Source organism: Occallatibacter riparius (assembly GCF_025264625.1).
GTDB lineage: Bacteria > Acidobacteriota > Terriglobia > Terriglobales > Acidobacteriaceae > Telmatobacter > Telmatobacter riparius.
Genome location: NZ_CP093313.1, coordinates 5,309,448 through 5,336,138 on the forward strand (window position 1 = coordinate 5,309,448; position 26,691 = coordinate 5,336,138).

Genomic DNA, 26,691 nt, shown 5'->3' on the forward strand with positions numbered 1-26,691 from the left:
AGAAGATGAGAATTGCTGGCGAGATGAGTTTAAACGAGTGGCCCGGTTTGTGCCCGTGTAAAACGATTGACCGAAGCTCCTCCACCGATTTGTCATCCTGAGCCGGAGGCGAGGCGACCCGTTGTGAAGAGGTAGCAAGCTACGATAGATCCGTGCCCCCGCGCTCTCTGAACTGGCAATCAAAGCTGATCCTTCTCCTCGTCGTCCCCTGGACGGCGCTCAGCCTTCTTTTCCAGGTGCAGTGGTTCTTCGCGCACGGGCCCAACATGGTCCTCTGGTCCCTCGGCATCAGCGCAGCCCTGGGCCTGCTCGCCCTGGCAACCCGCGCCGGCACCCCCGCCGCCGCCGCAACTGGCGCCTTGCTCACAGCGAGCATGATGCTGGGCGTGGCCGATGCCTCATTCCAACCCTGGCGCTCCGCCATCGTCCCCGTTCTGGCGTTCATGGTCATCACCTCGCTTGCCACGCGCTACGGGCGTGATCGCAAGCAGCGCCTGGGCACTGCGGAAGATAAACACGGCCGAGTCGCCGCGCAGGTAGCCGCGAATCTCGGCGTGGCGACGCTGGCTTTCGACCCCTGGTTACATGTCTGGTTGATTAACTCGGGGCTCTTCTACACGCGTGGCATTGCTCCCATGCCGATCGTTGCCCCCGCCCTCGCTGCACTCGCAGAAGCCGCCGCCGACACCGTCTCCTCCGAAATCGGCCAGGTCCTGGGCGGACGCCCTTTCATGCTCACCACATTCCGCCGCGTCGATCCCGGCACCGACGGCGCGATCAGCCTGGCCGGCACATTGGCCGGCATCCTCGCGGCCGCCGCGGTTGCTGCAAGCGGCGCGTGGGCACTTCACGGATCGGTGCGAGTGTTCCTTCTGAGTTGGATCGGCGGCATCTTCGGCCTCTTCTTCGACAGCCTGCTCGGCGCAACCGTCGAACGCGCCCGCTGGCTCAACAACGACGCGGTCAACTTCCTCTCCACCGCCAGCGCCGCCGTATTTACGCTAGTACTGATGGCCGCAACCCCGCATCACGCCATCACCGACTTCTGATTAACGACATCACCCGCGATGTGATATCATGTTTTAGTGAGACTCGTGCTCGACACCGACGTTGTGGTGGCAGCCATGCGAAGTCCTCGCGGTGGCGCAGCAGAACTGCTCCGGCGCATTGAACGAGGCGACGCCACGATTGCCTTGACTGTGGCGCTTGCATTGGAATACGAAGCTACTTGCCTTCGCCCAGAGCATCAACTCGCATCTGGACTATCACAGGAAGAGATTCAGACGTATGTGACTACTCTGATTTCGCTCGCTGACCCCGTTAAGCTCCACTTCAGATGGCGTCCCCAGTTGAGCGATCCCGGCGATGAACTGGTTCTGGAAGCTGCAATCAACGGCCAGGCTGAAGCGATTATCACGTTTAACTCGAGGGACTTTCGCGGAACAGAAAACTTCGGCATTACTGTCATGCGTCCAGGAGAAGCCCTCAGGAGGTTAAAGCCATGAAAACTAGAACTGCGACATTCCCCTTGCGCTTGCCGGTGTCACTCAAGGCAGCTCTTGAGACGATTAGCGAACGCGACGGAACGAGCATGAATCAGTTCCTGGTCATCGCCGCGGCGGAGAAGATCTCTGCTATGCAGACGGAGGAGTTCTTTGCGAATCGAAAGAAGAACGCGGATCGCAAGGCCTTTCTCCGCATCCTGAACCGCAAGGGCGGCGAGCCTCCACGTCGGGAAGACTCAATCGACTAGTGCCGCTTTAATCCAGCTTCACCCGCCACAGCGTATACGTCACAATCTCGTGCCAGATGGGATCGGACGGCGGCAGATGCTCCTCCGTCTTCTCGCTCGGTGGCCGCGGCGACGTCACCACGTTCAGCCCATCCGCCGCGCAGATCGCATGAATCCGGAACAGGTGCATGGGATCGCTGACCACCACAATCCGCTGCAGATGATTGGCCCGCGCAATTACAGCCAGCCGCGCTGCGGACTCCGTCGTATTCCGGCTGTGTGTCTCCGCAATCAGGTCTGATTCGGGAATGCCCGTGCCCATGAGATACGCCTGCCCCACGCCGCCTTCGGTGAAGCGATCGCCCCCCGGGCCGCCCAGCGTAATGATCAGCGAAGCGATCCCATGTGCGTAGAGGTTCTTGGCATGATCAAGCCGCGCGCGATACACCGGTGACGGCTTGCCCGCATACTCAGCAGCGCCGAACACCGCAATCGCATCGGAGGGCGCCGCCTGGTCCGTTCGCGCGAAGTAGAGAATCTGCGCTGCGACCCACCAGCACCACAGGCCGGCGGCAACCAGCAGGACCAGCAGCGACAGCCCGATCCAGCGCAGCGCCCTGTGTTCCCTTCTCGCTCTGCGCGGACGATCGTCCCAGGTCGTGCTCATCAGCGTGGCCTTACCGTTCGAGCACCATCACGATTTCGTGCGTGGGAATTGCGCCTTCGCGCAGGATCATCCAGCGGCCAGGTCCCAGCGACAGGTCCACAATCGTGGTCGGTAGCGCGCGCCCCGTAGGCCCGCCGTCCACAATCAGCGGAATGCGATCGCCGATCTGGTCGCGCACGCACGCCGCATGCGTACACTCACTCGCCCCCTGCAGGTTTGCAGCGGTGGCCGTAATGGGCAGACCAAACTTCTCCACCACCGCACGCGGAATCGCCGCATCCGGCACGCGCAACGCTACGTTGCCGGTGTTCGCCGTCGAACGCAGCGGAAGCCGCGTGCCGGCGCGCACAATGATAGTCAGCGGACCCGGCCAGAACTTGTCTGCCAGCCGGTCGAACGACATGTCGATGTCGCGCGCAACCTGGTACGCCTGCGCCAGGCTCGAAATCAGCAGCGATAGCGGCTTATGCTTCTGCCGGCTTTTGAGCTGATAAATCTGCTCCACGGCACGCAGGTTCACCGGATCGACCGCAAGACCATAAAACGTGTCGGTGGGCATCGCCACCAGGTCGCCCTTCTTCAAACAGGACACAATGTAGTCGACCCGGTCTGGTTGAGGCTCGTCAGGATGGACACGCAAGATTTCCGCGGACAAGGATCTACCTCAAATTCCTCTAAATTACCGCAAACACGGAAGCTATCACAGCCCTATTCACGGTGCAAGTCGGCCCACCCCGCAGCAGACGCACAACCGTGGTTCCCACCCAAACAGAATAAAATCAGGTGAGTCGTGAGGCCATTGGATGCCTGTCCGCATTGTACAGAGTAAGAACAACGCGCGTTTGAAAGAGCTGCGGAAAGCCTTCGTGCGCCCAGGACGCGACACCCGTGGGCTGGTCGCCGTCGAGGGGCCGCATCTGCTTGAGGAAGCCCTCCGTGCCGGCCTGCGTATTGCGACCGTGTTCCTCCGATCCAATGGCAGGGGAGATCTCGGGTACGAACCCCGTGTTGGCGAAGATGTCGAAATTCTCTTGGTTGATCCTGATCTCTTCGACGACGTGGTTCAAACCGAAACCCCGCAGCCCGTCGCCGCTCTTGTCGAGATGCCCGACTGGACCTGGGCCCACATTTTGCGTCAGGCCGAGTCTTGGCCGCCGCTGCTCATCGTCCTCGCCGGCTTGCAGGACCCCGGCAATCTGGGCACCATCCTTCGCTCGGCTGAAGCTTTCAAATCCACCGGCATCATCAGCCTGCCTGGCACGGTCAACGAGTGGAACCCCAAGGTGGTCCGCTCCTCCGCCGGAAGCATCTTCCGCCTGCCGCTCATCCACGCTATGCCGGAAGAGTGCTTCACGATGCTGCGCGAAGCCGGCGCGCGCGTACTCTCCACGTCTGTTTCGAATGCCACTCCGATTCACGGCGCCAACCTCACCGGCCCCGTCGCCTTCCTCATCGGCAACGAAGGCGCGGGCGTGCCCGCCGAGATCGCAAAGCAAGCCGACAGCGCCGTCACGATTCCCTGCCCCGGTCCGGTCGAGAGCCTCAACGCTGCCGTCGCCGCCGGCGTGCTGCTCTATGAAACCTTCCGCCAGCGCGACACGCTCGTTATGAGAGAAGCTGAATTGCGAGGCAGTTCTCGATGAGTCTCTTTGACGGCGAGCCCGACGGACCACAACTTTCGTCCAAAGCTGCGCCGCGCCCAGGCCGCGGAGCGCCGCTTGCCGAGCGCATGCGCCCGCGCTCGCTTGACGACTATGTTGGCCAGGAGCACCTGCTCGGCCCGGGCAAGCCGCTGCGCATTCAAATCGAGCGCGACGACCCTGGTTCGATGATTTTCTGGGGCCCGCCGGGCGTGGGCAAAACCACTCTCGCCAAAATCATCGCTGAAACCACCAAAGCGAGCTTCATCGAGTTCTCCGCCGTGCTCTCCGGCATCAAGGAGATCAAGCAGGTGATGGCCGACGCCGCCCGCGCCGCCGAACTGCACTCGCGCACCATCCTCTTCGTCGACGAGATCCATCGCTTCAACAAAGCGCAGCAGGACGCATTCCTGCCCTACGTCGAGCGCGGCACCATCCGCCTCATCGGCGCCACCACTGAGAATCCTTCGTTCGAGATCATCTCCGCGCTGCTCTCCCGCTGCCGTGTCTACGTGCTGCAGCCGCTGAGCGAAGACCGCATCGCCGGCCTGCTCCGCAAAGCTCTTGAAGACAGCGAGCGCGGCCTCGGAGCAATGAACCTCACGGCCGACGACGATGCGCTGCTACTCATGGCCGGCTACTCCAGCGGCGACTGCCGCTCGGCCTACAACACGCTTGAAGTCGCCGCGCAGCTTGCCGCCAATCCGGGCTCGGAAGATCCGGGTTCGGTAGGTCCGGGTTCGGTAGGTCCGGGCTTTAGCCCGGACACAACAATGGATTCATCAAGCGGGGCTTTAGCCCCTGAGGTATTGTCTTCGCGCCGTCTCAACCACATCGACAAGGCGATCGCCACCGAAGCCGTGCAGCAGCGCGTGCTGATGTACGACAAGTCCGGCGAGGAGCACTACAACCTCATCTCCGCGCTGCACAAGAGCGTCCGCAACTCCGATCCAGACGCCGCGCTCTACTGGCTCGCCCGCATGTTTGCCTCCGGCGAAGACCCGCTCTATCTCGCTCGCCGCGTGGTCCGCATGGCTGTTGAAGACATCGGCCTGGCCGCACCGGAAGCGCTGAATCTCTGTCTCAGCGCGAAAGAGGCCATAGACTTCCTCGGCTCGCCTGAAGGCGACCTTGCCCTCGCCGAAGCGGTCGTCTATCTCTGCCTCGCGCCCAAGTCGAACGCCGTTTACACCGCGTACGGCGCTGTGCAATCCGAGATCGAGCACACCCGGCAGGAGCCCGTCCCGCTGCATTTGCGCAATGCGCCAACGCGTTTGATGAAAGAGCTTGACTACGGCAAGGGCTACAAATATGCGCACGACGAGGAAGGCCGCGTGGCCGACATGGACTGCCTTCCTGACTCGCTCAAAGGACGCACCTATTACCACCCCACGCAGGAGGGCCGCGAAAAGCAACTCGCGCTGCGCATGGAAGAGATTCGCCGCATCAGATCAGGCAAGCACAACCGCACATAACCTTCAACACCCAGGTCTACATTCACATTGGGCTGGCGGAGTAGCCACACTTGGAGTTTGCAATATCGCAGCCTCCGAACCCCTTCACAGCAGCTTTGAACAATGTGCCGCTCGGAGTGTCGTTGCTCAACTCCCAGAACATCACCCCACCAAGTCCCTGGGCCGCTGCCCACCTCGACTTGTAAGTCAGAGATGTTGCGTCGTCATAGGTCCAGAACGTAAGTGTCGATGCATTCCAAAGCCATGGTTCCTGGGTCTTGCTGTCCCGATATTTCGTATAACCCGTGAGCGCCGCGATCTGCCAGTACGGGTAGGGATAACTATCGGGCGTACCGGGCTGGAACAAGCCCTGATGAAAGTAGCCCACCTTCGTCCAGCGCCACCCATACAACGGCATTCCGAACACGATCTTCTGCTTCTCCACGCCCATCGCCAGATACTTCGCCACAACGGAGCTCGCATTATTTCCCGCGCTTGGATCGAATGACGCCTGCGACAACGGCGCATTCAGGCCGGTCATGTTGCTCCACGGCCCATCAAAGTCGTACATCGGCACATTGAAGAAATCTACGAAACTCTGCGCCGCGTTCAGGTTCATGTAATCCCACTGGCCCCACCAGGTCCCGCCCACGCTCGTCAGCAGATATCCCGATCCAAGTGCATTCAACTGCGTGCGGAACTCCTGCAGCAGCGCCAGGTAGTTGCTGAGATCGGTTGCATTCTTCGGGAACTCCCAGTCGATGTCGATGCCCGTGAAAATTCCCGGTCCCGACAGTCCCGGTGCAAAGTTCCCCTTGATGTACATGTTGATGCAGCTGGCTACAAACGCCTGGCGATTCTGCGGCTGTGCAGCCGTGGCGAACACCGCGGGATCCATGCCGCCGCCGCCAATCGAAATCATGATCGGCAGCGAGGGATAGCTCTTCTTCAGCAATTGAAGCTGATGGAAATTCCCGGCCAGCACCCCCGGCGCTTCCACATCGGCAATTCCATTCAGCGTGGAGACTGCCGGCAACGGCTGCCGGTAATCCGCCCAGTCGTCATAGGTGGCGCACTGATTGTTCTCGATGTCTGAAAAGGCGTAAATGAGATGCGTGAGCAGCGGAGCCGCCCCGCTCGTCACCAGGTTCTTTACGTTATAGGGCCGAGTGTTGAACATGCCCCACTGCGGGTAATATCCAACCACCTTAAAAGGTGACGCAGCAGCAGAGCAGAGCGGAATCGCAAGGCAGATCAGAAACAGGAACAGCAAAGAACAACGGCGCCAGGCTTTCACAAGCACCTCTATCGGAGCTTTGGGATTTGCTCACCATTGTGCCCGAAGTAACCACCTATCGGCACCTGATCATAGGTTACCTTCGTCCATTGTCCATAAGGGAACATGGCTGCCCACTCCCCTATTGCGGGGCGGAAGTAGCCTGTAAGCAGAGGTTTGCGAGAGCTCCGACGTTCCCGCTATTTCGACGGCGCCGCGGCCGTTTGCGTCGAATTGCGCGGCAGAGAATTGAGCGCCTCCAGCACGATTCCCGGCGTCAGCGCTTCCGGCAGGAGCCGCGGCGTCGCCTCGCCAGGGACATACAGCGCATACACCGGAACGCCGCTCCGGCCCAGCCGCTCAAGCTCCTGCGAGATCGCATCGTCGTGCTGCGTCCAATCGGCCTTCAGCAGCGCCACATGCGCGTCGGCAAAGGCCTTCATCACTTCCGGCCGCGTAAGCGCCACGCGCTCATTCACCTGGCAGCTCAGACACCACTTGGCGGTGAAGTCGACGAAGACGGGTGTGCCAGCCGCGACGTGTTCGCTAACCGAACTTGAAGACCACTGCTCCCAAACCGTTCCCGCTGGGAGGATGAGGCTCTGCGCATAAGGTCCATCTTCCCGGGCCAAGTTTTTGATTGTGTTATCCGGGGCAAGCTCCAGCGAGGAGTACATGCCGAGCCCAATGACGCACAGTATGATGACTCCCGCCAGCACCGCCGACCACGCCTTAGCCGGCCACCTTCCCAAAAACCAACCCGCGATCGCCAGCAGCAGAAAGCTCGCCAACAGCGCCGCCAGCATCGTCGCGCCATACGCATTGGCTACAACCCACGCCAGCCAGATCACCGTTCCGAAGATCGGCACCGACACCGCCTGCCGCAGCACTTCCATCCACGCGCCCGGCCGCGGCAAAATGTGCGTCCACGCAGGCTGCAGCGTCAACACCAGGTATGGCGCAGCCAATCCCAGCGCCAGCATCGTGAACACCGCAAACGTCGCGATAGCCGGGGCCGCCAGCGCATACCCGATCGCCGCCCCCATAAACGGCGCAGTACACGGCGTAGCCACAATCACCGCCAGCACGCCCGTAAAGAAGCTGCCCGTGTAGCCCTGCTTCTGCGCCAGGCTCCCGCCCGTGCTGGTCAGCGACAGGCCAATCTCAAACTGCCCCGCCAGAGACAACCCCAGGAAGAACAGCAACCCCGCCATCAGGAACAGAAACACCGGCGACTGGAACTGGAATCCCCATCCCAGCCGAGCGCCGGCCGCGCGCAACCCCAGCAGCAAGCCCACCAGCGCCCAGAACGACACCACGATGCCGGCCGTATAAACCAGCCCATGCGCCCGCAGCCTGTGCCGCTCCTCGGCGCCCGAGTTCACCAGCGCCAGCCCCTTCAAAAACAGCACCGGAAACACGCACGGCATCAGGTTCAGAATGATCCCGCCCAAAAACGCCAGCGCAATTACCTTCGCAAACCCCGGCTGAGTCGCCGCCCTCGGACCCGCACCCTGCCATGCCGGAGCGCTTGGAGCGCCTGCTGCCGGTGCATTGGTGCCTGTCGCCGCTGGGGCCGCAGCATCCGCTTTTGGGTAGGCCGGGGCTTTAGCCCCGGCATCCGCGGCAGCAGGAGATGGGGCTTCAGCCCCTGAGGCTTGAGCTTGCCCAGCCTTCACCGCACCCTGCGGCGCAGCAATCTCATACGCCCTTCCGCCACTCAGCTCGATCACGCCCCGCAACGCATCCGGAGCCTTCGCCAGATTCGCATCCTTCGCAATCTCGAGCGTGAGCCCCTTCGCAGTCGGAGTCACTTTCTGCGGCGCCGCATTCTGAATCACATCCTGATCCGCAGGAAAGAACGACGCCTCGGTCTCGCGCCGCCCGGTCTCCACCGTCAACTTGAATCCCGCTGGTGTGGATACAAACCCGAGCTTCGACTTCGCGGGCAGCGCCGCGGGCAGCTTGTCGGCGAGCCGCGCATAAAGACCCGCATCCGGCTCAATCGGCGCACCGGCCGCATCTCCCACCGCGCGCGTGATCGCCAAATCCGCCTTGCCCGGAATGCAGACTTCGCGGCACACCAGCCAGTTCACATGCGCCTGCAGCGTCACCGGTCCCGGCTTCGCATCGCTCCCCGCGGTCAGGCTGAACGAGAACAGGACCTCATTCTCATACCCGAAATCCATCAGCGGACCGACTGGCAGCCGCTTCGGGACCGGGAACAGCAGCGCGCTCGCGCTGATCCCCTGCGGAAGCGTCCACTTAATGCGCGGCGGTTCCCCCGCATCGCCCGCGTTCTTCCAATAGACGTGCCATCCTGGTTCCAGCTTGAAGTAGAGCCCAGCCTTCGCTGGCCGCCCGTTGGCCGCAATCGATTGACTGGGCGCCACCAACTGCACGTGCACATGAGCGGCATCCGCCGAACTCGACGCCGCAAACCCCGGCGCCCCCGCCAGCAGCAGGACGACAATCAGCAAGAAGAGTCTTCGCGAAAAACACATCCAGTTCGGCTCTGATCCTTTGGACTCAGTCTACCGAAGTTACGTCGCAGAATTGTCATCCGCGCGTAAGCTTGTTCCATTCAGGCTCTTGCCCACCGCCAGCCGGATGCGTTCAAGCCAGCACGCAGTCGGGTTTTCTGTTCCCTGATGCCTGTTGCCTGTTCCCTGCTTCTAAAACATCTGCGCGTGCCGGCGATAAATACAGTCATTCTGCACGCACTTCACGCCTGCAGCCTCAGCCTTGCGCACCGCCTCGTGCGCCGTCACGCCATCCTGCAGCCACACGTACTTGATCCCCAGCCGCATCACGTCGTCGATAATCGGCGGCACAAACTCCGGCGCGCGAAACACATCTACCAAGTCGATCTCTCCGCCCTCGGCACGCACAGCGTTCTGCGCCGCCTCCAGATCGGGATAGCACGCCATTCCCAGCACCGCTTTCAGCGCCGGATTCACCGGCACCACGCGATAGCCGTTCGCTGCCAGATACTTGCCAATATGAAAGCTTGCGCGCGAATCCTTGTCGCTCATCCCCACCACGGCAATCGTCTTCGACTCCCGCAGCATCTCCTCAATCATCGCCGGCTCATTCATATCAGCTCCTAGCCTCTAGCTTCATCTTTGATGCTTCAGGGGTTTATCGGTTCCGACCTGGATGGCCTACGCTCTTTCGTTAGCGCCGTGCGAGCTAGCAGCTTGGAGCTAGTGGCTAGAAGCTGTCTCTACACGTCCAGATCATCCTCGCCGCCGCCGTTTGCCGTGCCGCGCCGCTTGGCCAGCAGATACCCACGCAGAAACGGCTCTAGATACCCATCGAGCACCTTGTCCACGTCGCCCACTTCCACCTTGGTGCGATGATCCTTGGCCATGCGATACGGCTGCAGCACATACGAGCGAATCTGCGACCCGAAGTTGATATCGAGCTTCGAGTCTTCGAGTTTCTTCGTCTCCGCGCGCTTCTTTTCCAGCTCATACTCGTAGAGCCGCGAGCGCAGCATCTTCATCGCCTTCTCGCGGTTCTGGATCTGCGAACGCTCATTCTGGCACTGCACCACAATCCCGGTGGGCAGGTGCGTCATGCGCACGGCCGAGTCGGTCGTATTCACATGCTGGCCACCCTTGCCGCCCGAACGATACGTATCGATGCGCAGGTCTTCCAGCTTCAAATCGACGTGGATGGTCTCATCGATTTCCGGCGACACAAACACCGACGCAAACGACGTGTGCCTCCGCTTCGCCGCGTCAAACGGCGAGATGCGCACCAGCCGGTGCACGCCGCTTTCGCCCGCAAGCTGCCCAAAGGCATACTCGCCGGTGATGGTGAATGTGGCTGACTTGATGCCCGCGCCGTCGCCCGGCTGTTCGTCATTCATAACCGTCTTGAAGCCCTGCTGTTCGGCCCATCGCAGGTACATGCGCACCAGCATCTCGGCCCAGTCCTGGCTCTCCGTGCCGCCCGCTCCCGGATGCACCGTGACGATCGCATTCAGCGGATCGGCCTCGCCCGAAAGCATCGTCTTGGCTTCCAGGTCCTCGGCAAACGTGCGCAGCGACTCAACGTCCCGGTTCAAATCCGCGAGCACGTCTTCGCCCTCACGCGCCAGTTCGAAATAAGCTTCGACGTCGCTGCTGCGGCGGACGAGTTCCTCGTCGTTCGCCACAAGCCCTTCCAGCCGCTTGCGGTCGCGCATCAGCGGCTGCGAGGCTGCGGGATCGCTCCACAACGCCGGATCGGCTAGTTTCGTTTCAATTTCTCCGAGTTCCCTGCGGATGCGGGCAGGGTCAAAGATACTCCCGCAGGTCGCGCACCTGGTCGCGCACGGGAGCATAAGCGAATTCGAGATCCTGCAAGGATGCCATTTGCTCTTAGACCTGACTTTGGCTTGAACTTAAGAACGTCACTACACCTCTCATGATAGCAACTCTGCATCAGTCCGACTCGCGTAGCTCATCCAATTGGATCCTCCTGCTTTTTCCTCGCTGTTTTAGCTCGACTACAGATTGCAGGTGCTCCCAGCGCTCGGCTTCTCCGATGCGTCTTGGAACCCCGTAATAGCCATTTCGATACAGATCGGCCAACAGGCGCCTCGCACTCCAATCGCCTTGCATAGCTGCGCGATGAATCCACTGAAGCCCCTCGTCAACGTCGGCTTCTGTTCCTTCACCCAGGATGTACATGAATCCCAAGTTGTATTGGGCATCGGAATGACCGCGCTCAGCGGCCAAACGGTACCAATAGAAACCGCGAGCCGGGTCCTTCGGCCCGGTCCAGTCTCCGGTCGAATAAAGAGCGCCTAGATCGCGCTGCGCGCCGCGGCTTCCCAACTCGGCCGCTCTGATCAGAAGTTCGTCTGCTTCTTGGCCTATCGCGTGGCCTCTTTTGGCTATCCAATACATGGCATCGGCGTGACCCGCTTTGGCCGCTTCCTGAAGGTATTCGCGGGCACGATCGTTCACTGGCTCCGGCGCGTTGATGTACCACAAGATCAAGACGGCGAAGCACACCCTGGATTCCAAATCCCCCTGATCGATCAAGGGCCTCCACACCCGACGAATCGCGCACCAGTCGTCTCGTTTCTTCGCGAGCAAACGCTCGGTCAAAGTCAGGAGGCGTTCTTTCTGCGATGCGTTCATTTTCGAGCGGGTACTCCTGGACTTAATGGGTTACCAGTTTTGTCGCCGACCAGCCGACGATCGCTATTGCGGACAAGGCACACAGCCACCCAAACACATCCCCATGCTGCGTGTAGAACGTAACGTCGTCCCTGAACCCGTACTGCGCCGGCAGCGCATCCACCGCATGCCGCGGAATGCTCTGTCGCACCCTCCCATACGGATCGATCGCCGCAGTCACGCCGTTGTTGGTGTCCCGCAAAAGCCAGCGCCGGTTCTCGATGGCCCGCATCCGCGCCATGTTCAGGTGCTGCCACGGAGCGCTTGTGTCCCCATACCACCCGTCGTCGCTCAGGTTCACCAGCACTTCGGCGCCGTTCTTCGCAAACTCCCGCACCTCGTCGGCAAACACCGCCTCATAGCAGATCAGGAACCCGTACCGATGCAGCGTTCCCTTCTGATCAGGAATCCGGAACACCATCCGGTCCGTTCCGCGGGAGAAGCTGCTTACGCGCCCGGTCAGCTTGTGCGCAAACGTCAGCAGATCCTTGAACGGAATGTACTCGCCAAACGGCACCAGGTGGATCTTGTCGTATCGGCCCTGGAACGATCCATCGGCGCGGAACAGCATGGCTGAGTTGTAATTGTGCCAGCCTTCGTCGCCGCCAACCCACTCCGTTCCGATGCCGCCAACCACCAGCGGAGACTGCACTGACTGGGCGACCTGCGCGGCAGCCTTCTGGAACTTCGCGTCTGGCTGGATAAACGGTGCCGGCGCCTCTGGCCACGCCACTAGATCCGGATGCGTCGGCCACGGCGGGCACTGAATCTCGCCGTTCGATGCACCCGTCTGCGGAATCCCCGCAATATACGTCTTGCACTCCTCGCCCGCCAGCTTGGTGAACTGCGCGATGTGCGTGTCCCAGTCCGGCCCATTCCAGTCGTTGTCCGCCGTCACATCCAGATTCGGCTGCACGAGGACTGCCGTCGCACTCGTTGGAGCTTTGTCGCGCGTCGTCCTTAAAGTTCCTGCGAAGAGTGTCCCAATAATGAGCCCGAATGCGATTCCCTTTGCCATACCGCGCAAGTTCTGCCCGCGATAGCCAAACCGTCCCATCCACGAACCAACAAAAAGCGCATTAACCGCCACCAGCACAAAGCTGATCCCATACACGCCTGTCCAGGGCGCGAGCAGGGTCAGCCGAGCGTTGTCCACCTGCGAATACCCCAACTGATCCCACGGAACGGACGTAATCCGCGCCCCCACCAGCTCCTGCGCCACCCACAAAAACGGCGCAGCCGCCAGCGCCCATCCAATGCCAAACCGCCGACGCACCACCGCCAGCCCCAGCCCGAATAGCCCGAAGTACCCCCCCAGCACTAGGCTGAACATCACCAGCAGCAGCGCCGAAACAACCGGCGGCAGCCCGCCGTGAATCTCCATCGTGGCGTAGATCCAGTAGCAGTTGCCCATGTACCAGAGCACGCCGCACAGATATGCCACCAGAAACGAGCGCCGCAGCGGTCGATCCTCATCCTCCGACGCGCGGAGAACCGCCCAGATCAGCGGAGCCAGCCCAAACCAAGCAAACACGCTCCGCCACGGGGGCATCGGCCCCGCCAGTGGAAACGGCAACTCCAGCAGCCCGGCGCTCAAAACCGCCGCCGCCCACCTCATCCAACGTTGTCCCTGCATCCTGCGCCGAGTGTATCGCACAGATCGTGATGGCCCTCGCTCCCCGCACACCCGACGCAGCGCCTCGGTAAACCGTTCCCCCTTTGGACCCGAAACGGCGTTACAATCGTTTACATGCTTCCCCTGTTTTCGACATCTTCCAGTTCGTCAACGGCGTTCCTGGTTCCTTAGGCCAGCATTAAGTTGTTCCTTATGAGCCTCTTCGGTTTCTTCATGCGGATTTAATTGACTCCCGCGATCTTCGGCTCTAGACTCAGCCAAGGGCGGACACAGAACGCAGAGAATCTCGCCCCAAGGAAGCTATAAGGCCGGCCGCTCGCCGGCAATTTTGTGATGGCCTCTTCGCGAACGACCGTAGCACCGCCTCCCGACCGCGTTCGGCTCATTGTGGCATCCTCCGTGATGCTCAGCTTCATCTCCTTCTGGCGAGCCGCCGCAATTGTCCTCAACGACCTGGGCTCATCCGCCTTTTATGCCGGCGGCATCGCTGAGCAGGCCATTGGCAAGTCCGCCCCCTGGTTCATCCTCGGCATCATGCTGTTCAGCTTCGCCGTGCGCGCCGTGTACGTCGAAAGCTGTTCCATGTTCACCCGGGGCGGCGTTTACCGCGTCGTCAAGGAGGCGCTCGGCGGAACCTTCGCCAAGCTCAGTGTCTCCGCCCTGATGTTCGACTACATCCTCACGGGCCCCATCTCGGGCGTGTCGGCCGGGCAGTACATCGTCGGCCTCATGAACGAGCTGATGCACGTGCTGATGCAGTATCACTGGCTGCCGCCCGCGCTGATCTCCAACGGCGTCCCTTACCAGTTCGACGTCAATCACACCTCAGCAGTCTTCGCGGGCATCGTCACCATTTATTACTGGTGGCAGAACGTCAAGGGCATCGAGGAGTCCAGCGACAAGGCTCTCCGCGTCATGCAGATCACCACCATCATGGTGGTCGTCCTCATGGCCTGGGGCGTCTACTCCGTCTTCACGCAAGGCGTTCACCTGCCGCCGCCCCCCACGCCTTCCAATCTGAAGTTCAGTGACGACGCTCTAGGCTTCCTTAAGTACAAGCCCGATCTTCTGCCCAGCCTTGGCCTCTTCGGCATCCTCATGGCGTTCGGCCACTCCATCCTCGCCATGTCCGGCGAAGAGAGTCTCGCCCAGGTCAATCGCGAAATCGAGCATCCCAAGCTAAAGAACCTCAAGCGCGCGGCCATTGTCATCGCGATCTACAGCTTGATCTTTACGGGCGGCGCAACTCTGCTCGCCGCGATGCTCATTCCAGACTGGCCACGGACCCATATCTACCAGGACAACCTCATTGCCGGTCTTGCCATGTACATGACCGGCCCAATGGCCGCCAGAATCTGCTTCCGCATCTTCGTCGTGATCGTCGGCTTCCTCATCCTCTCCGGAGCCATCAACACCTCCATGATCGGCTCCACCGGCGTTCTCCAGCGCGTTGCTGAAGACGGCGTACTCACCGACTGGTTCCGCAAACCTCACCCCAAGTTCGGATCTCCCTCGCGCATCGTGAACCTCGTCTTCGCGCTGCAGATGTTCACCATCATCGCCACCCGAGGCAACGTCATCACTCTCGGCGAAGCGTATGCCTTCGGCGTGATCTGGTCCTTCACCTTCAATGCGCTGGCCATGCTCGTCCTCCGATGGAAATACAAAGGCGAGCGCGGCTGGAAGGTCCCGCCCAACATCCGCATCGGCAAGACCGAGGTCCCCATCGGCCTCATATGCGTCTTCCTGGTCCTCTTCTCCACGGCCGTCACCAACCTCTTCACCAAGTCGGTAGCCACGGTCAGCGGCATTGCCTTTGCCGGCACATTCTTCATCATCTTCACGGTCAGCGAGCACCAGAACAAGCGCAGGCATGCTCTCACCGCCCGCCAGATGAAGGACCACTTCCAGCTTGAGCACCAGGACACCATCAGCCGCGAGTCAGTCGACATCCGGCCCGGCGGAGTCATGGTCACCATGCGCGACGCCGCCAACCCCTTCGCGCTCAAATGGGCGCTCGCCAAGCACGCCAGCGACGACACCGATGTTGTCGTCCTCAGCGCCCGTATCATGGCTGCCGGCGGACCCGAGTTTCTATCCTCTGAAGAGCAGAGCTTCTCTGAACACGAGCAGATGCTCTTCACCAAAGCCATCTCAGTAGCTGAGAGCTTCGGCAAGACTGTCTCCCTGCTCGTGGTTCCTGCAGGCGACATCTTCGCCGCACTCGCGCAGAGCGCTAACAATCTCGAAGTCGACTCCATTGTCTCCGGTGTCTCGTCCAAGATGACTTCCGAAGACCAGGCCTATCACATGGGACAGGCCTGGGAAGCTCTGCCCGAGCCCAAACGCCAGTTCAACTTCTACGTCGTCGAGCCGAACGGCCAGTCCAAGGTCTTCTACATAGGTCCGCACGCACCCAATCTCAGCCCCGACGACGTACAGTTAGTGCACCGTCTCTGGCTCAACATGCGCCGCGATCCAACCGTCTCTGACCTCCATCACAGCGACATCATCACCTACGCGCTGACTCGTCTGGCCGGTCAGTACGCGCGTGAGAAAGCCGATATTCTGCGCGATATCAGGAATTACCGCGCCGCAAACCTCCCCGCTGACTCGGGGCCTCTCGGGAGTCATCAACTCGCCGGCACTCATCCAGCAGGTGATACGAACGAGCGGCACGGCGCTCCCCCTCGCAGTAATTGAATACCGCGACTGCAACCATTACCTTCGTACTCCAGAAACAGCGTACAAATGCCCCGCGCCTGGTGCCCTTTTTACTTTGTCTTAATCACCCATTGGCAGTTATTGTTATTCGCAGGTGGGCTAGCCACGGAGTTCAGATCGACAACATGGTTGGACCACTCCGAACAAGGAAACATAAAACAGGAGGAAGTCCGTGGGAGTCTCTGAAATACTTTCCCAGATCGATCGCGAAATTGCTCTGCTGCAGCAGGCACGTGCGCTGCTCGCAGGTTCCGGTGCTCAGACGAAGAAGAGCACTGCAGCTGCTGCCGCAAAACCCGCCAAGAAGAAGCGCCGCCTGAGCCCTGAAGGACGCAAGCGTATCGCCGAAGCCGTGAAACGCCGCTGGGCCGAGCAGAGAAAAGCAGCAGGCAAGTAAATTCACAGATTTAAGACAGGGCTGGCTCAATGCCAGCCCTCTTTACATCTCGACTTAAGTCTTCTGTCCCTTGTCCCCTGTCCCTGCTTTTCTATTCCCTATTCCCTGGTCCCTGTTCCCTGCCTTTTACGCCGTCTCTCCCGGCGACCAGTGCACGACCTTCACACTCGTATCCACCAGGCTTGCCAGTTCCTGAGGCGTTCCCGTCAGCATCGGGAAAGTCCCCCAGTGAATAGGAAGCACCGTCTTGCAGCCGATCAGCTTTGCCGCCATCGCGCCTTCTTTCGGATCCATCGTGAAATGCCCGCCAATCGGAAGCATAGCAATCTCGGGTTTGTATAACTCGCCGATCAGACGCATGTCTCCGAACACGCACGTATCGCCCGCGTGATAAAGCACCGGCCCTTCATCCGGAGTGATGATGAATCCGACCGCTACACCCACGTAGTGAGTCCCCGCTGCATCCTGCGCGCCTGACGAATGCTTTGCGTCCACCATTGTCACGGACATATCGTCCAGCTTTACAGTGCCGCCCAGGTTCATCCCGATCGTCTTCTCCACCCCTTGTTTTTTGATGAAGTCACTCAGCTCGTAAATCGCCACCACAGTCGACCCATGCTTCTTCGCCACTGGAGCCGCGTCCGAGATGTGGTCCCCGTGCCCATGACTCAGCAGGACGTAATGAATCGTCGAAGGCAGCTCGTAGTCCTTCGGATACTTCGGATTGTTCTGCATGAACGGATCGATCAGGATGTTGGTGCCCTTCGCTGTCTCCACCAGCACCGTCGCATGTCCCAGCCACGTAATCCGCAATCCCGTCTTTGAAGCCATCTCTTCAACTCCTCCGCCGTTAGAATGACACACCCGACCACGACTCACTGATCCACCGACTAGGATTTCACCACCGCCTTCAAGGTAGGCTGACCGTCGACGGCCTGTGCCGTAGCTGCATCATGCCCCATTGCATCCAGCACGCTCTGCGTAACCTTCTGGTCCGTTTCTGCAGCCCGTCCCATGGGTACCGGATACAACACCGAATACTGCAGCCCATCCGCCAGTTGCAGGCGCGCTTCAACCCGCGGCTTTGGCACTGCTGTATCCATCCACGCCTCGGTCTCCGCGTGCTGCCGCTCCATCTGCTCGCAGTACTCGTCATACACCGTCTGCACCGCACCGCGAATCGACTTCAGCGCCGGTTCGTAATCCGTTCCCGGCTTCAGCTTCACCACCACCTCGTGCCACGCATAGCTCGTTCCCGGAATCTGCTTGTAGAGCGGCGTTCCCGTCTGGAACAGCACCGAGTTCGCGAACACCGCCACGCGTCCGGTCGGATGCAGATCCACGCCCGTGCCCGCCAGTTCCAGCATGTAGAAGCGCGCCAGCCCCACTTCCACCACATCGCCCGTCACATTCGCCACCGTGATGCGGTCGCCCACCTTCACGCCGTAACGCCCCACGATGAAGAAATACGCCGCCACCGATAGCAGCACTGTCTGCAATCCCACGGCAATGCCCGCGGAGATGAAACCTGCAAACGTGGCCAGCGAGCTGAACTGCGTAACGAATCCCAGCAGGATCACCACCGCGCTCATAAAGCCAATCACCATCCTGCGAACCACCAACAGCTGTCGGCGCCGCCGCAGATCCTGCACATAGCGCATCACCGCGCGCCGCCACACCTCGCCCACAATAAAGACGATCATCAGCACCGCGGCAATCAGCACCAGCCTGATCAGCAGCGCATGCAGAATCTCGATCCGCTCCGCATCCACCGCTGCACGCCACGAAATGAAATTCCCCTGCGCTTGCTCCAGCAGAAGAATCTCCTGCCCGATCGGCACTGACACGCCGGAAATCGTCTTGAACGCATCCGTCAGCTCGTCATACTTCTTCCTCAACTCCGCGCGACTATTTGAAGAGGGTGCCCCAGGTCCGGGGACCCCACGAACAGGTCTTCGTTCGTGGGGTGGAGGTCCCTCGCCGTTGGGGACCTGGGAAGAATCTTCGCCACCCGATGCACCCGCCTGCATTTTCTGCCCCTGCTTCACCGTCGCCCGCAGAATATTCACCAGAGGCGTTCTCAGTTCCTGCGCCTCCTCGTGCAGCCGCTTCACTTCTGCGATGCGCTGGTCGATGGCATGCAGCGTCCCCATCAACTGAAACAGCACCTGCCCCTGCGTCACCACGCCCGCATCGCGCAGCGAACCCAGGCTCTCCATCGTGTTCGCCACCGGCTTGACTTTGTTGTCGATCACCTCCGGCACCGCGCTCTGCAGCTTGTCGATCTCGCTCTGCAGCTGGCTGTTCGTCTGCGGCACGGATATACCTGCCACCTTCGCAAGCGCCTCCTGCTCCGCGGCAGCCAGCTCCAGTTGCCCCATCACATCGGTCTTCTGATCTTCAAGGTCTGCGCGCTGCGCACTCGTGGACTTGGCAATCTGCTGATCCAGATCCGCGGCCGTTGCTTGCAACTCCCGCACGCGCTGAGCAATGCGCATCTGCGCGCTCTGCAGTCGCTGCGCCTCGGCCTCCTGTGGATGCTCCGCCGCCTTCCCTGTCGCACCCTGTATCCGAGCCAGCAATGCCGCCTCATCCCGCGCCGACTGGAACGCCAACTGCGTCGCCTGTGTGGCCGTACTCTGCGCCTGCTGCCCATACAGCATGTCGCTCGGCTCGCCCGTCTTCTGAATCGGCGTCGCGGTCATGCGGTAGAACTTGATGGCCTCATTCAGGTGCGCCAGGATCACCTGCGACCGCTGATTCACGTCGATGCCCTCTGTCAACGCTCGCGGCAAAGGCTTGGGCAACTGCTCGAGATGCAGCGCCGTGATTTCCTTAGGCGCGGTCGGCTGCCCAGGAGCGCTGCCATGCGCGGCCTGTTCTGAGCCCGCTGCGTTCGATGGCTCATGCGAAGGACTCTTCGCCTCTGTCGCGGTTCCCTGCTTTTGAGATGAGGAGCGGGGCGCCTGCTGCCCGCTCAACTCTGAATCAGCGCCGATTGAAAGACTTGCAGCAAAAAGCAAAACCAGAAGAGCACGGCCCATACCTCGCCGTGCCCTCCTGCGGAAGAAGAGCTTCATGCATTGCTTTGAAGCACATTGCTGCTCAACGGATGTGAACCGCTTCCGAACTGCTCCTCAGTGCTCCGTCCACAGAAATCCGTGGCTGATGTTGTTCGCGTCGATGAAATACCCCGCCACGTTCCCGGCATCGTTCAAGTTCATCGCGAGTGTCCCTTGATTGGCCGAAGTCCCCGCATTCGGTGCGTCGATCTTGAACAACCGGCCATTGCGCATGAGCAGGAATGCATGAGCCGCGGAGTTCGCGTCATAATACGTCCCCAGCACATCCCCGCCGTGATTGATGTTCGTTATGTAAAACAGCTGCCCATCCGGGATCTGCGGAAAGGTGATCGTCGAGACTTGCCCGTCGGGATAGCGCACGTATCCTGCAGGCTGAAAGCTGTCGTTATAGTAGAAGCCCGTCACCAGGCCCTGATCCGTGATGCGGGTGGCGAAGGCTCCTGCATAGGGCAGCGTGGATGCTCCCGGAACCGCGAAATCGATGATGTTCCCATCATGCATCCTGAGGAAGGAGTGGATCGCCGCGTTGGCATCGTGGTAATAGCCGCATACATCGCCGAATGAGTTGATGCTGGTCGCTGTCGTTCCATTCCAGAACCCTGAAAACGAAGCATCCGGCGCGTCGAAAGACGTGATCGTTCCATCGGCGCTGCGGATGTATCCGTGATACGCAGTCGGATAATCGATGTAATCCCCGGTAACCTGGCCCCTGTTGTTGATGGCGAAAGAACGGGTCGAAGGCGCGTACCAGCTCAACGACTGCGGGCCGTGAAAGTCCGTGAACTCCCCCTTTGCCGTGCGGACAAAAGCGTATGTCTGGCCGTTCTCGTTCACGCCTACCCCTGTCGCCACGCCTGCATCATTCAGCGCGTACGGCGTCGTTCCCACCTGGTTGATCCAGGAACTGACCGCGGTTCCCGCGCTCGGATCGTTGGAGACCTCCATCCGTCCATCCGGATACCGGATGAATGTCTGAAACACAGTGTTGGCATCGTCGTTGAAATCTCCCACAATCTCTCCCCGCGCGTTGATGTCAGCCACCATCGTTCCATGCAGCGGGTAGGTTGAGCTCTGCGGGGCAGAACTCGCGCCGGGCGCGTCGAAGACAACAAACTTCTGACGTTCTGGCTGGGCTTTGAGGGTCAATGTAGCCAGGCAAATCAAGGTCGCAAAAACAAAGGCATTACGCATATCTTCTCCGTATTGCTCAGGGCCTTCTCGCATCTCTCTGCGAAGAGGCGTCAGTTCAAGCGAGGTCGAATATCCGGCACGTGATTCGTGCTCGACAGGTTTGATCTGGGTGAGTGAGTCGTGAATCAGTAAACGGCAAGTCTCACCATGCGGTCAAGCCCATTGATCTGCAGGCAACCTCAACTCACTCCTTCGTATCCAACGTGCCCGGCGGAGTTTTTATCGACTCCGCCTATTTGGGCTCTTTCTGGTAAATCGCTTTAGATCAGATCCCCGATCCTGGAGTCATAGAAAACAAAAGAAGAGAACCTTTGTAGATGGTTTCATTTCCATTCACTGCAATTGAATGAATTCAGGCGCGCTCAGACAGTTCGGACGCGCCCTTAAAGCCAACTACACGAAAGACCCAACCTTTTTGGAGGCACACCAATGCGATCTCCCCGGTGCAGGTTGTTCCTGCTCCTCGCACTCCTATTGTCCGCATTCACCACATTGCGGGCACAGCAAAACTCTGAAATCACCGGCATCGTCACCGATCCATCCGGCAACGTCATCAACGGCGCCCAGGTGACCCTCACCGAAGACAACACTAATTTCACCCGCACCCTTACTACCGACACTGCGGGCCTCTTCACCTTCCCCGCCCTCAACATCGGCACCTACTCGTTGCAGGTCACGGCGCCTGGCTTTCAGACTTACACTGCGCATGGCATCGTTCTGAACGTCTCGCGCACCCAACGCAACGACGTCCAGATGAAAATTGGCGAGGCCGCTGAAACCGTCACCGTGCAGGCCGACGCCCTCACCGTGCAGACCGACTCCAACGTCGTCAGCACCCTCGTCAACTCCGAGCAAATCACGCACATCGCCACCGAGAACCGCAACTTCGCGGCTCTTGCAGCCCTGGGCCTGGGAGTCAGTTCAGCATTGCCTGACAACAACACCCCAACCTCCATCGCGTCCAACTTCACCATCAGCATCAACGGCCTTCGTCAGAGCCACAACATCTGGCTCATCGACGGCGCGGAAGCCGATGACCGCGGCGCCGGCGGCGGCATGTCCGTCATGCCTTCGCAGGACGCCATCTCCGAATTCCAGACACTCACCAGTAACTACCCGCCTGACTACGGCATCTCTTCCGGCGCAACCATCACACTCGCCTTCAAGAGCGGCACCCAGAAGTTTCACGGTGGGGTATGGGAGTTCAACCGGAACACCGTCTTCAACGCCAATAACTGGTTCAACAAACATGTCGCGCCCGGTGATACCCCCACCCCGCGGCAGAAGCTGAACTACAACATCTTCGGCGGCAACATCGGCGGGCCCCTGCTTCCCTTCCAGCATCCGCGCCGCACCTTCTTCTTCTGGAACGAAGAGTGGCGTAGGCTCATCCAGGGCAGCACCCCCACGCTGGTCAACACGCTCCCCGCGGCGGACTTCCCCACGGCCGGCACCGACCTCCACTACGTCGCGCCTGCCTTCGCTTCGAGTACCAAGCTCGTCGTCCCCCAGGTCGCCGACCCCGCCTTCAACGCAAAGCTCGCTGCAGACGGTCTCACCCCGGGCGGATCCTTCCCCAACAACACCATTCCGGCCAACCTCTTTGACCCGAATGCTGTGCTCTACTTCAACAGCGGCGTGGTCCCGCATCCCAGCAACTCCAGCGACCAGGTAATCTCGCAGGCTGAAACTCCCATCAATGTGCGCGATGACATCGTGCGCATCGATCATCAGGTCAGCACCAAGTGGCAGCTCATGGGCCACTACGAGCACAACGCTGTTATGCAGGGAAACGCGCAACCCATGCTAGGGTGGCTTGGAGCCAACTACAACACGGTCACCAGCACCCTCGCCAACCCATCTAACTCCGTCGCCATCAAGCTCAGCGGAACCATCAACCCCAACCTGCTCGTTGAGGCCAGCATGAACTACGATGGCAACACCATCAACATCACCAACAGCAGCAACTCCCAACTGCCCAGCGGATGGAGCGTCAACGGCTTCTTCAACAACGGCTCCAAGTCCATTCCCGGCGTCACCGGCTTCGGGCCGCCCTACTACACGGCGGAAGATATGGGCTCCGCTCCCTGGCACAACGCCGCTCAGGACTACATGCCCCGCGTCGACGTCTCCTGGACGCGCGGCAAACATGCCTTCAAATTCGGCTTCAGCTACAACCGCTACACCAAGAACCAGCAGCTCTTCGGCGACCCGGAAGGCGCCTACACCTTCAGCGGTCTCTCCAACGACGGCATGATGGACTTCCTCATGGGCCTCTCGGCAACCTACGCCCAGTTCCAGTCCCTTCCCACCCGTCACTACGTCAACCAGACTCCCTCGGGTTACGGCAATGACAACTGGCACGTGACAAAGAATCTCAGCCTTCAGATCGGCCTTCGTTACGACGCCCTGCCGCACGCCTGGGAGCGCAGCAACGCTGTGGCCAACTTCAATCCCGCCGCGTACGATCCGGGCGCCCGGCCCGCCTGGCGCCCCGACGGATCCATGGACCCCTCCGGTCCCGGCTTCGCCGTCGTCAACAACACACCCTTCTACCTCAACGGCATGCAACTCGCGGGACAGAACGGCACGGCGCGTGGCCTGGTCAAAAACGATTTCATGACCATCCAGCCGCGTGTCGGCTTCTCCTGGGACATCTTCGGCAACGGCGGCACAGTCCTTCGCGGAGGCGCCGGCACCTTCTACGAGCGCATGCAGGGCAACGACATCTACAACGCCGCCACCGCCCCGCCGTTCGCGTATAACCCCACAGCCTCGAACGTCTACGTATCCGATCCGCACACCAGCTGGGTCACAGGCGGCACCGCTGCCGTTCCGTTCTTCCCGGCCAACGGCCTCTTCAACCTCTCCGAGTACTACCCCGCCCCCGCCGTCGCGCAATACAGCCTCGGCTTCCAGCGGCAGGTAGCCCCCTCGGTCATCTTCGTCATCCAGTACGTCGGCAACAGCGCATGGAATCAGAACATCGAGCGCCGCATCAACAACTTCCCGCTCGACACGCCTCTCCCCATTCGCGCCGACGCCGGCGACCCGCAAAACAAGAGCGGCACAAACCTCGGCGGCACCACCCTGTCCAATCCCAACCTCTATCGCACGTTCCAGGGATACGGCACCATCAACCAGCAGGAGAACTCCACCAACGGCAGCTACAACGGCTTCCAGACCGGCCTCCGCGCGCAAGGCAAACACGGCCTCACGGGCGAAATCGACTACACCTGGTCGCATGAGATCGACATCACCAGCTACGACCTCAACCAGGTCAGCAACCCATTCGACCTCAAATACGACAGGGGATCCGGCGCGCTCGATCGCCGTCACATCCTCAGCGCCAACTACGTCTACGCACTGCCCATCTTCCCCAGCGGACGCGGCCTCGCTGCTTCCCTCCTCGGCGGATGGCAGATCGCCGGCGTAGTCACCGCCGAATCCGGACATATCATCGCCAACCAGGGCCCCGGCCTCTCGCTCCCTTACGACCCCGTCGGCCTTGGCGGCGATTACACCAACCGTCCCAACGTAAGCGCAAAACCGCGCTCGCTCAAGAAACCCGGCGAGTGGTTTGACACCTCAGTCTTCTCCGCTCCCACACCTGCATGGGCCGGCGGCCCCAACAACGGCTTCGGCAATGCCCGTAAGGACATCGCCCTCGGCCCCGGCCGCTTCAACTTCGACACCTCGCTCTACAAGACCTTCAAGCTTCGCGAGTTCGCCAACATCGAGCTCCGCGCCGAATCCTTCAACACCTTCAACCACACCGAGTTCAACGGCATCGGCTCGAACTTCGGCAACAGCACCTTCGGCAAAGCCACCAGCACCTGGGACCCCCGCGTCCTCCAGTTCGGCGGCAAGTTCAACTTCTAAGTTCACACACAAACACCCGGGTGCAACCACACCCGGGTGTTTCTACTCCCTCCCAGTGCTCCCCCCTTGCTTTTCTTTCTGTCATTCCCGCAGGGAATCTGCTGTTACATCGTGCATTCGCGCACACATCTGTTGACACCTCGATCTCACGCATGGTTCCGCGTCGCGGCTAAACTGAATTGCCCGGTCTCGTATTCTGCGGGAGTGCAATCAACTTGTCCCTGTTGAGAAGAACCGGCCTCGTATCAGGGGCTGCCTTCAGGCAGCCCGCACACCGCTCCCATTGACCTGGGCTTTAGCCCCCGAGCGATGCGTGAGAATAGCCGAAATCAACGCTGCACCGCGCACACCCCTAGTACAGTCATCCTGACCCAGAGCAACGCGAAGGGGAAGGATCTGCGGTTAGCCTGCCCTGAGCTTGTGGAATTTACCCCGAGAAGTAGCCCTTCGAATCGCGGAGACGATGGCGTCATGAGGGCGATCATTTCAAAGCGAGCGGGTGTTTGGATTCGACTCCGCAAAATTTGCTGACCGGAAATCTGCAACCGGGGTGGCTCTGCAGGTGTTCGATGTGAGCTCGGGCGCCAGTGCTGGATTCTTTCAATGCTTGCACCGGACCGTGGCAGTATTTGCAGCGCATCAGCTCGCTGCGCTCCACAAGGGCCTCGAACAGCGTGCAGGGCAGCCAGCGACCCCGCACTTTGACCTCGCACTCCGTCATCACCGGCGGTTTCTTTTTCATAGCCATTGCACGATTGGATGCTCCTGACCGTAGCGCCGGTCTCTAGACCGGCCCCCTCCCGCTCACTCCTATCTCCGCCCAATGCACTGTCATCCTGACCCAGAGCAACGCGAAGGGGAAGGATCTGCGGTTGCTTTTAGAGATTTTCCGAGTAGGCATTGCCTCGCCCCGAGCGACTCATAGAGCCAACCCGTAGCGTTCCGCGTATTCCGATCGCAAAGTATTTTGGTACCAGGCGTCGAACGTATCGAACCACCGCGCCGCCGCAGTCATTTTTGACATCCGGGTACTGGTGGAATGTGGACACGTTCGCCTCTGTTCATCTGCTCAACCTGCATTTTCTGGGAAGCTAGTGGCGGAACACAGAAGCTCTGCCGCATGGCATCAGGCAAAAACTGTTCGTCATACGGCTGCTGAACTACAACGTCGGAGTCTTTCAAGCTTTGGAGCTTCTGCGCAAGATCGGGATCGCTCCGATGCTGCAGCATGTACAAGTAGCCTTTGTCCAAAAACTGAGTACCGAACACCTGCTTCCGACCGATCGATTGCAGGTACCGGTCAAGAGTTGCCGCTGCTATCCATCTGGACTCCGAATCCCCCATGACGACAGCTTGCATTGCCAGTAAATGCGCGAGGAGATAGTCGTCCGGCTGGTCGCTGTGTTGGAAGATGAATGCCGCGTCGTGGTAATCCGATGCACTGGACAGTGGGCCAGCGGCCAGGAGCGACCGAACTCGGTCCCGGCGACCAGCATCGCGCTTTATCAAGGTCTGGTCATCCAGCGGTTTAGGACTGGGTGCGTTGGACGGTTGCTTGATCGATTCGCCGTTATCTGTCAGTGCCATCCCGCGATCTCGCTGGTCCTCGACATATATTTGACGCATAGGCGATATTCTCCCAACAATGGTCTGAGAGACAGCGGGTAAGCAAAATAAGACGAGAGCGCACAGGTGGGGTGTGCCGGAGCGCATGAATCCTCCTTGGTGATGAGCGAAACGTCAGTATACGTTGGAGCGAGGACATCTCCGGATGCCTGAAGGAACACGGATCGCCACTCTTCGCGCCGGGTCAATCTGTGCTCTTTTGCGAA

General features: G+C 60.3%; 21 protein-coding genes. 8 read left to right on the forward strand and 13 right to left on the reverse strand.

From position 1 onward, the window contains the following. The first annotated feature begins 152 nt into the window (after positions 1-152). Genes MOP44_RS21705 through MOP44_RS21715 form a run of 3 tightly spaced genes read left to right on the forward strand, consistent with a single transcriptional unit; the run spans position 153 to position 1,753 of the window. The gene (locus tag MOP44_RS21705; RefSeq protein WP_260792496.1) at positions 153-1,049 is read left to right on the forward strand and encodes a DUF92 domain-containing protein; all 897 of its coding nucleotides are present in this window, start codon (positions 153-155) and stop codon (positions 1,047-1,049) included. A 36-nt stretch (positions 1,050-1,085) separates the two neighbouring features. Then, positions 1,086-1,505, forward strand: coding sequence for a putative toxin-antitoxin system toxin component, PIN family (locus MOP44_RS21710; protein WP_260792497.1), 420 nt, complete (start codon positions 1,086-1,088; stop codon positions 1,503-1,505). Next, the gene (locus tag MOP44_RS21715) at positions 1,502-1,753 is read left to right on the forward strand and encodes a hypothetical protein (RefSeq protein WP_260792498.1); all 252 of its coding nucleotides are present in this window, start codon (positions 1,502-1,504) and stop codon (positions 1,751-1,753) included. Before MOP44_RS21710 ends, MOP44_RS21715 begins: the two co-directional genes overlap by 4 nt. Positions 1,754-1,760: 7 nt before the next feature. On the opposite strand, the gene MOP44_RS21720 is transcribed toward MOP44_RS21715, so the two are convergent. Together MOP44_RS21720 and MOP44_RS21725 are read right to left on the reverse strand one after the other, a co-directional pair. Beyond that, a complete protein-coding gene (locus MOP44_RS21720; RefSeq protein WP_260792499.1) occupies positions 1,761-2,399 on the reverse strand; it encodes a YdcF family protein in 639 nt (212 codons plus the stop codon). 10 nt (positions 2,400-2,409) lie between these two features. Continuing rightward, entirely contained in the window at positions 2,410-3,054 is a 645-nt protein-coding gene (locus MOP44_RS21725; RefSeq protein WP_260792500.1) for an L-threonylcarbamoyladenylate synthase, read from the reverse strand. Between the two features lie 148 nt (positions 3,055-3,202). Between MOP44_RS21725 and MOP44_RS21730 the strand changes: the two genes are divergently transcribed. Further along, entirely contained in the window at positions 3,203-4,042 is an 840-nt protein-coding gene (locus MOP44_RS21730) for a TrmH family RNA methyltransferase (RefSeq protein ID WP_260792501.1), read from the forward strand. Continuing rightward, on the forward strand, positions 4,039-5,514 hold the full coding sequence (locus MOP44_RS21735) for a replication-associated recombination protein A (protein ID WP_260792502.1): 1,476 nt from the start codon (positions 4,039-4,041) through the stop codon (positions 5,512-5,514). Before MOP44_RS21730 ends, MOP44_RS21735 begins: the two co-directional genes overlap by 4 nt. 22 nt (positions 5,515-5,536) lie before the next feature. Here the strand turns inward: MOP44_RS21735 and MOP44_RS21740 are convergent, their stop codons facing one another. The 6 genes from MOP44_RS21740 to lnt form a co-directional block, all read right to left on the reverse strand. Continuing rightward, positions 5,537-6,700: a glycoside hydrolase family 18 protein gene (locus tag MOP44_RS21740; protein WP_260792503.1), complete on the reverse strand. Its 1,164-nt coding sequence runs from the start codon at positions 6,698-6,700 to the stop codon at positions 5,537-5,539. Between the two features lie 269 nt (positions 6,701-6,969). Continuing rightward, entirely contained in the window at positions 6,970-9,249 is a 2,280-nt protein-coding gene (locus MOP44_RS21745) for a protein-disulfide reductase DsbD family protein (RefSeq protein ID WP_260792504.1), read from the reverse strand. A gap of 195 nt (positions 9,250-9,444) precedes the next feature. After that, a complete protein-coding gene (locus tag MOP44_RS21750; RefSeq protein ID WP_260792505.1) occupies positions 9,445-9,867 on the reverse strand; it encodes a CoA-binding protein in 423 nt (140 codons plus the stop codon). Positions 9,868-9,995: 128 nt separating this feature from the next. Continuing rightward, positions 9,996-11,133 (reverse strand): peptide chain release factor 2 gene (gene prfB / locus MOP44_RS21755; protein ID WP_260792506.1). Its coding sequence is split into 2 segments (ribosomal slippage): positions 9,996-11,057 and positions 11,059-11,133, totalling 1,137 coding nucleotides; the frame shifts between segments, so codons are not numbered across the junction. Positions 11,134-11,202: 69 nt separating this feature from the next. Further along, complete coding sequence (locus tag MOP44_RS21760) at positions 11,203-11,907, reverse strand: tetratricopeptide repeat protein (protein WP_260792507.1); 705 nt, start codon at positions 11,905-11,907, stop codon at positions 11,203-11,205. 22 nt (positions 11,908-11,929) lie between these two features. Then, positions 11,930-13,582 (reverse strand): apolipoprotein N-acyltransferase, encoded by a 1,653-nt coding sequence (gene lnt, locus MOP44_RS21765; RefSeq protein WP_260792508.1) that lies wholly within the window; start codon positions 13,580-13,582, stop codon positions 11,930-11,932. Between the two features lie 333 nt (positions 13,583-13,915). On the opposite strand from lnt, the gene MOP44_RS21770 reads away from it, so the two are divergent. Both MOP44_RS21770 and MOP44_RS21775 read left to right on the forward strand, forming a co-directional pair. Then, the gene (locus tag MOP44_RS21770) at positions 13,916-16,285 is read left to right on the forward strand and encodes an APC family permease (protein ID WP_260792509.1); all 2,370 of its coding nucleotides are present in this window, start codon (positions 13,916-13,918) and stop codon (positions 16,283-16,285) included. A 193-nt stretch (positions 16,286-16,478) separates the two neighbouring features. Beyond that, positions 16,479-16,703, forward strand: a complete 225-nt coding sequence (locus MOP44_RS21775) for a hypothetical protein (RefSeq protein ID WP_260792510.1) — start codon at positions 16,479-16,481, stop codon at positions 16,701-16,703. A 126-nt stretch (positions 16,704-16,829) separates the two neighbouring features. Here MOP44_RS21775 and MOP44_RS21780 read toward each other — a convergent pair whose 3' ends face one another. The 3 genes from MOP44_RS21780 to MOP44_RS21790 all read right to left on the reverse strand — a co-directional run bounded on the left by MOP44_RS21780 (position 16,830) and on the right by MOP44_RS21790 (position 20,977). Further along, positions 16,830-17,534: a metal-dependent hydrolase gene (locus MOP44_RS21780; RefSeq protein WP_260792511.1), complete on the reverse strand. Its 705-nt coding sequence runs from the start codon at positions 17,532-17,534 to the stop codon at positions 16,830-16,832. Positions 17,535-17,593: 59 nt separating this feature from the next. Beyond that, the gene (locus tag MOP44_RS21785) at positions 17,594-19,747 is read right to left on the reverse strand and encodes a mechanosensitive ion channel family protein (protein ID WP_260792512.1); all 2,154 of its coding nucleotides are present in this window, start codon (positions 19,745-19,747) and stop codon (positions 17,594-17,596) included. 93 nt (positions 19,748-19,840) lie between these two features. Beyond that, entirely contained in the window at positions 19,841-20,977 is a 1,137-nt protein-coding gene (locus MOP44_RS21790) for a hypothetical protein (RefSeq protein ID WP_260792513.1), read from the reverse strand. A gap of 429 nt (positions 20,978-21,406) precedes the next feature. On the opposite strand from MOP44_RS21790, the gene MOP44_RS21795 reads away from it, so the two are divergent. Further along, a complete protein-coding gene (locus tag MOP44_RS21795) occupies positions 21,407-24,859 on the forward strand; it encodes a TonB-dependent receptor (protein ID WP_260792514.1) in 3,453 nt (1,150 codons plus the stop codon). Positions 24,860-25,340: 481 nt separating this feature from the next. On the opposite strand, the gene MOP44_RS21800 is transcribed toward MOP44_RS21795, so the two are convergent. Both MOP44_RS21800 and MOP44_RS21805 read right to left on the reverse strand, forming a co-directional pair. Next, positions 25,341-25,607, reverse strand: a complete 267-nt coding sequence (locus tag MOP44_RS21800) for a hypothetical protein (protein WP_260792515.1) — start codon at positions 25,605-25,607, stop codon at positions 25,341-25,343. Between the two features lie 263 nt (positions 25,608-25,870). Next, positions 25,871-26,446 (reverse strand): hypothetical protein, encoded by a 576-nt coding sequence (locus MOP44_RS21805; RefSeq protein ID WP_260792516.1) that lies wholly within the window; start codon positions 26,444-26,446, stop codon positions 25,871-25,873. Between the last annotated feature and the right edge of the window lie 245 nt (positions 26,447-26,691).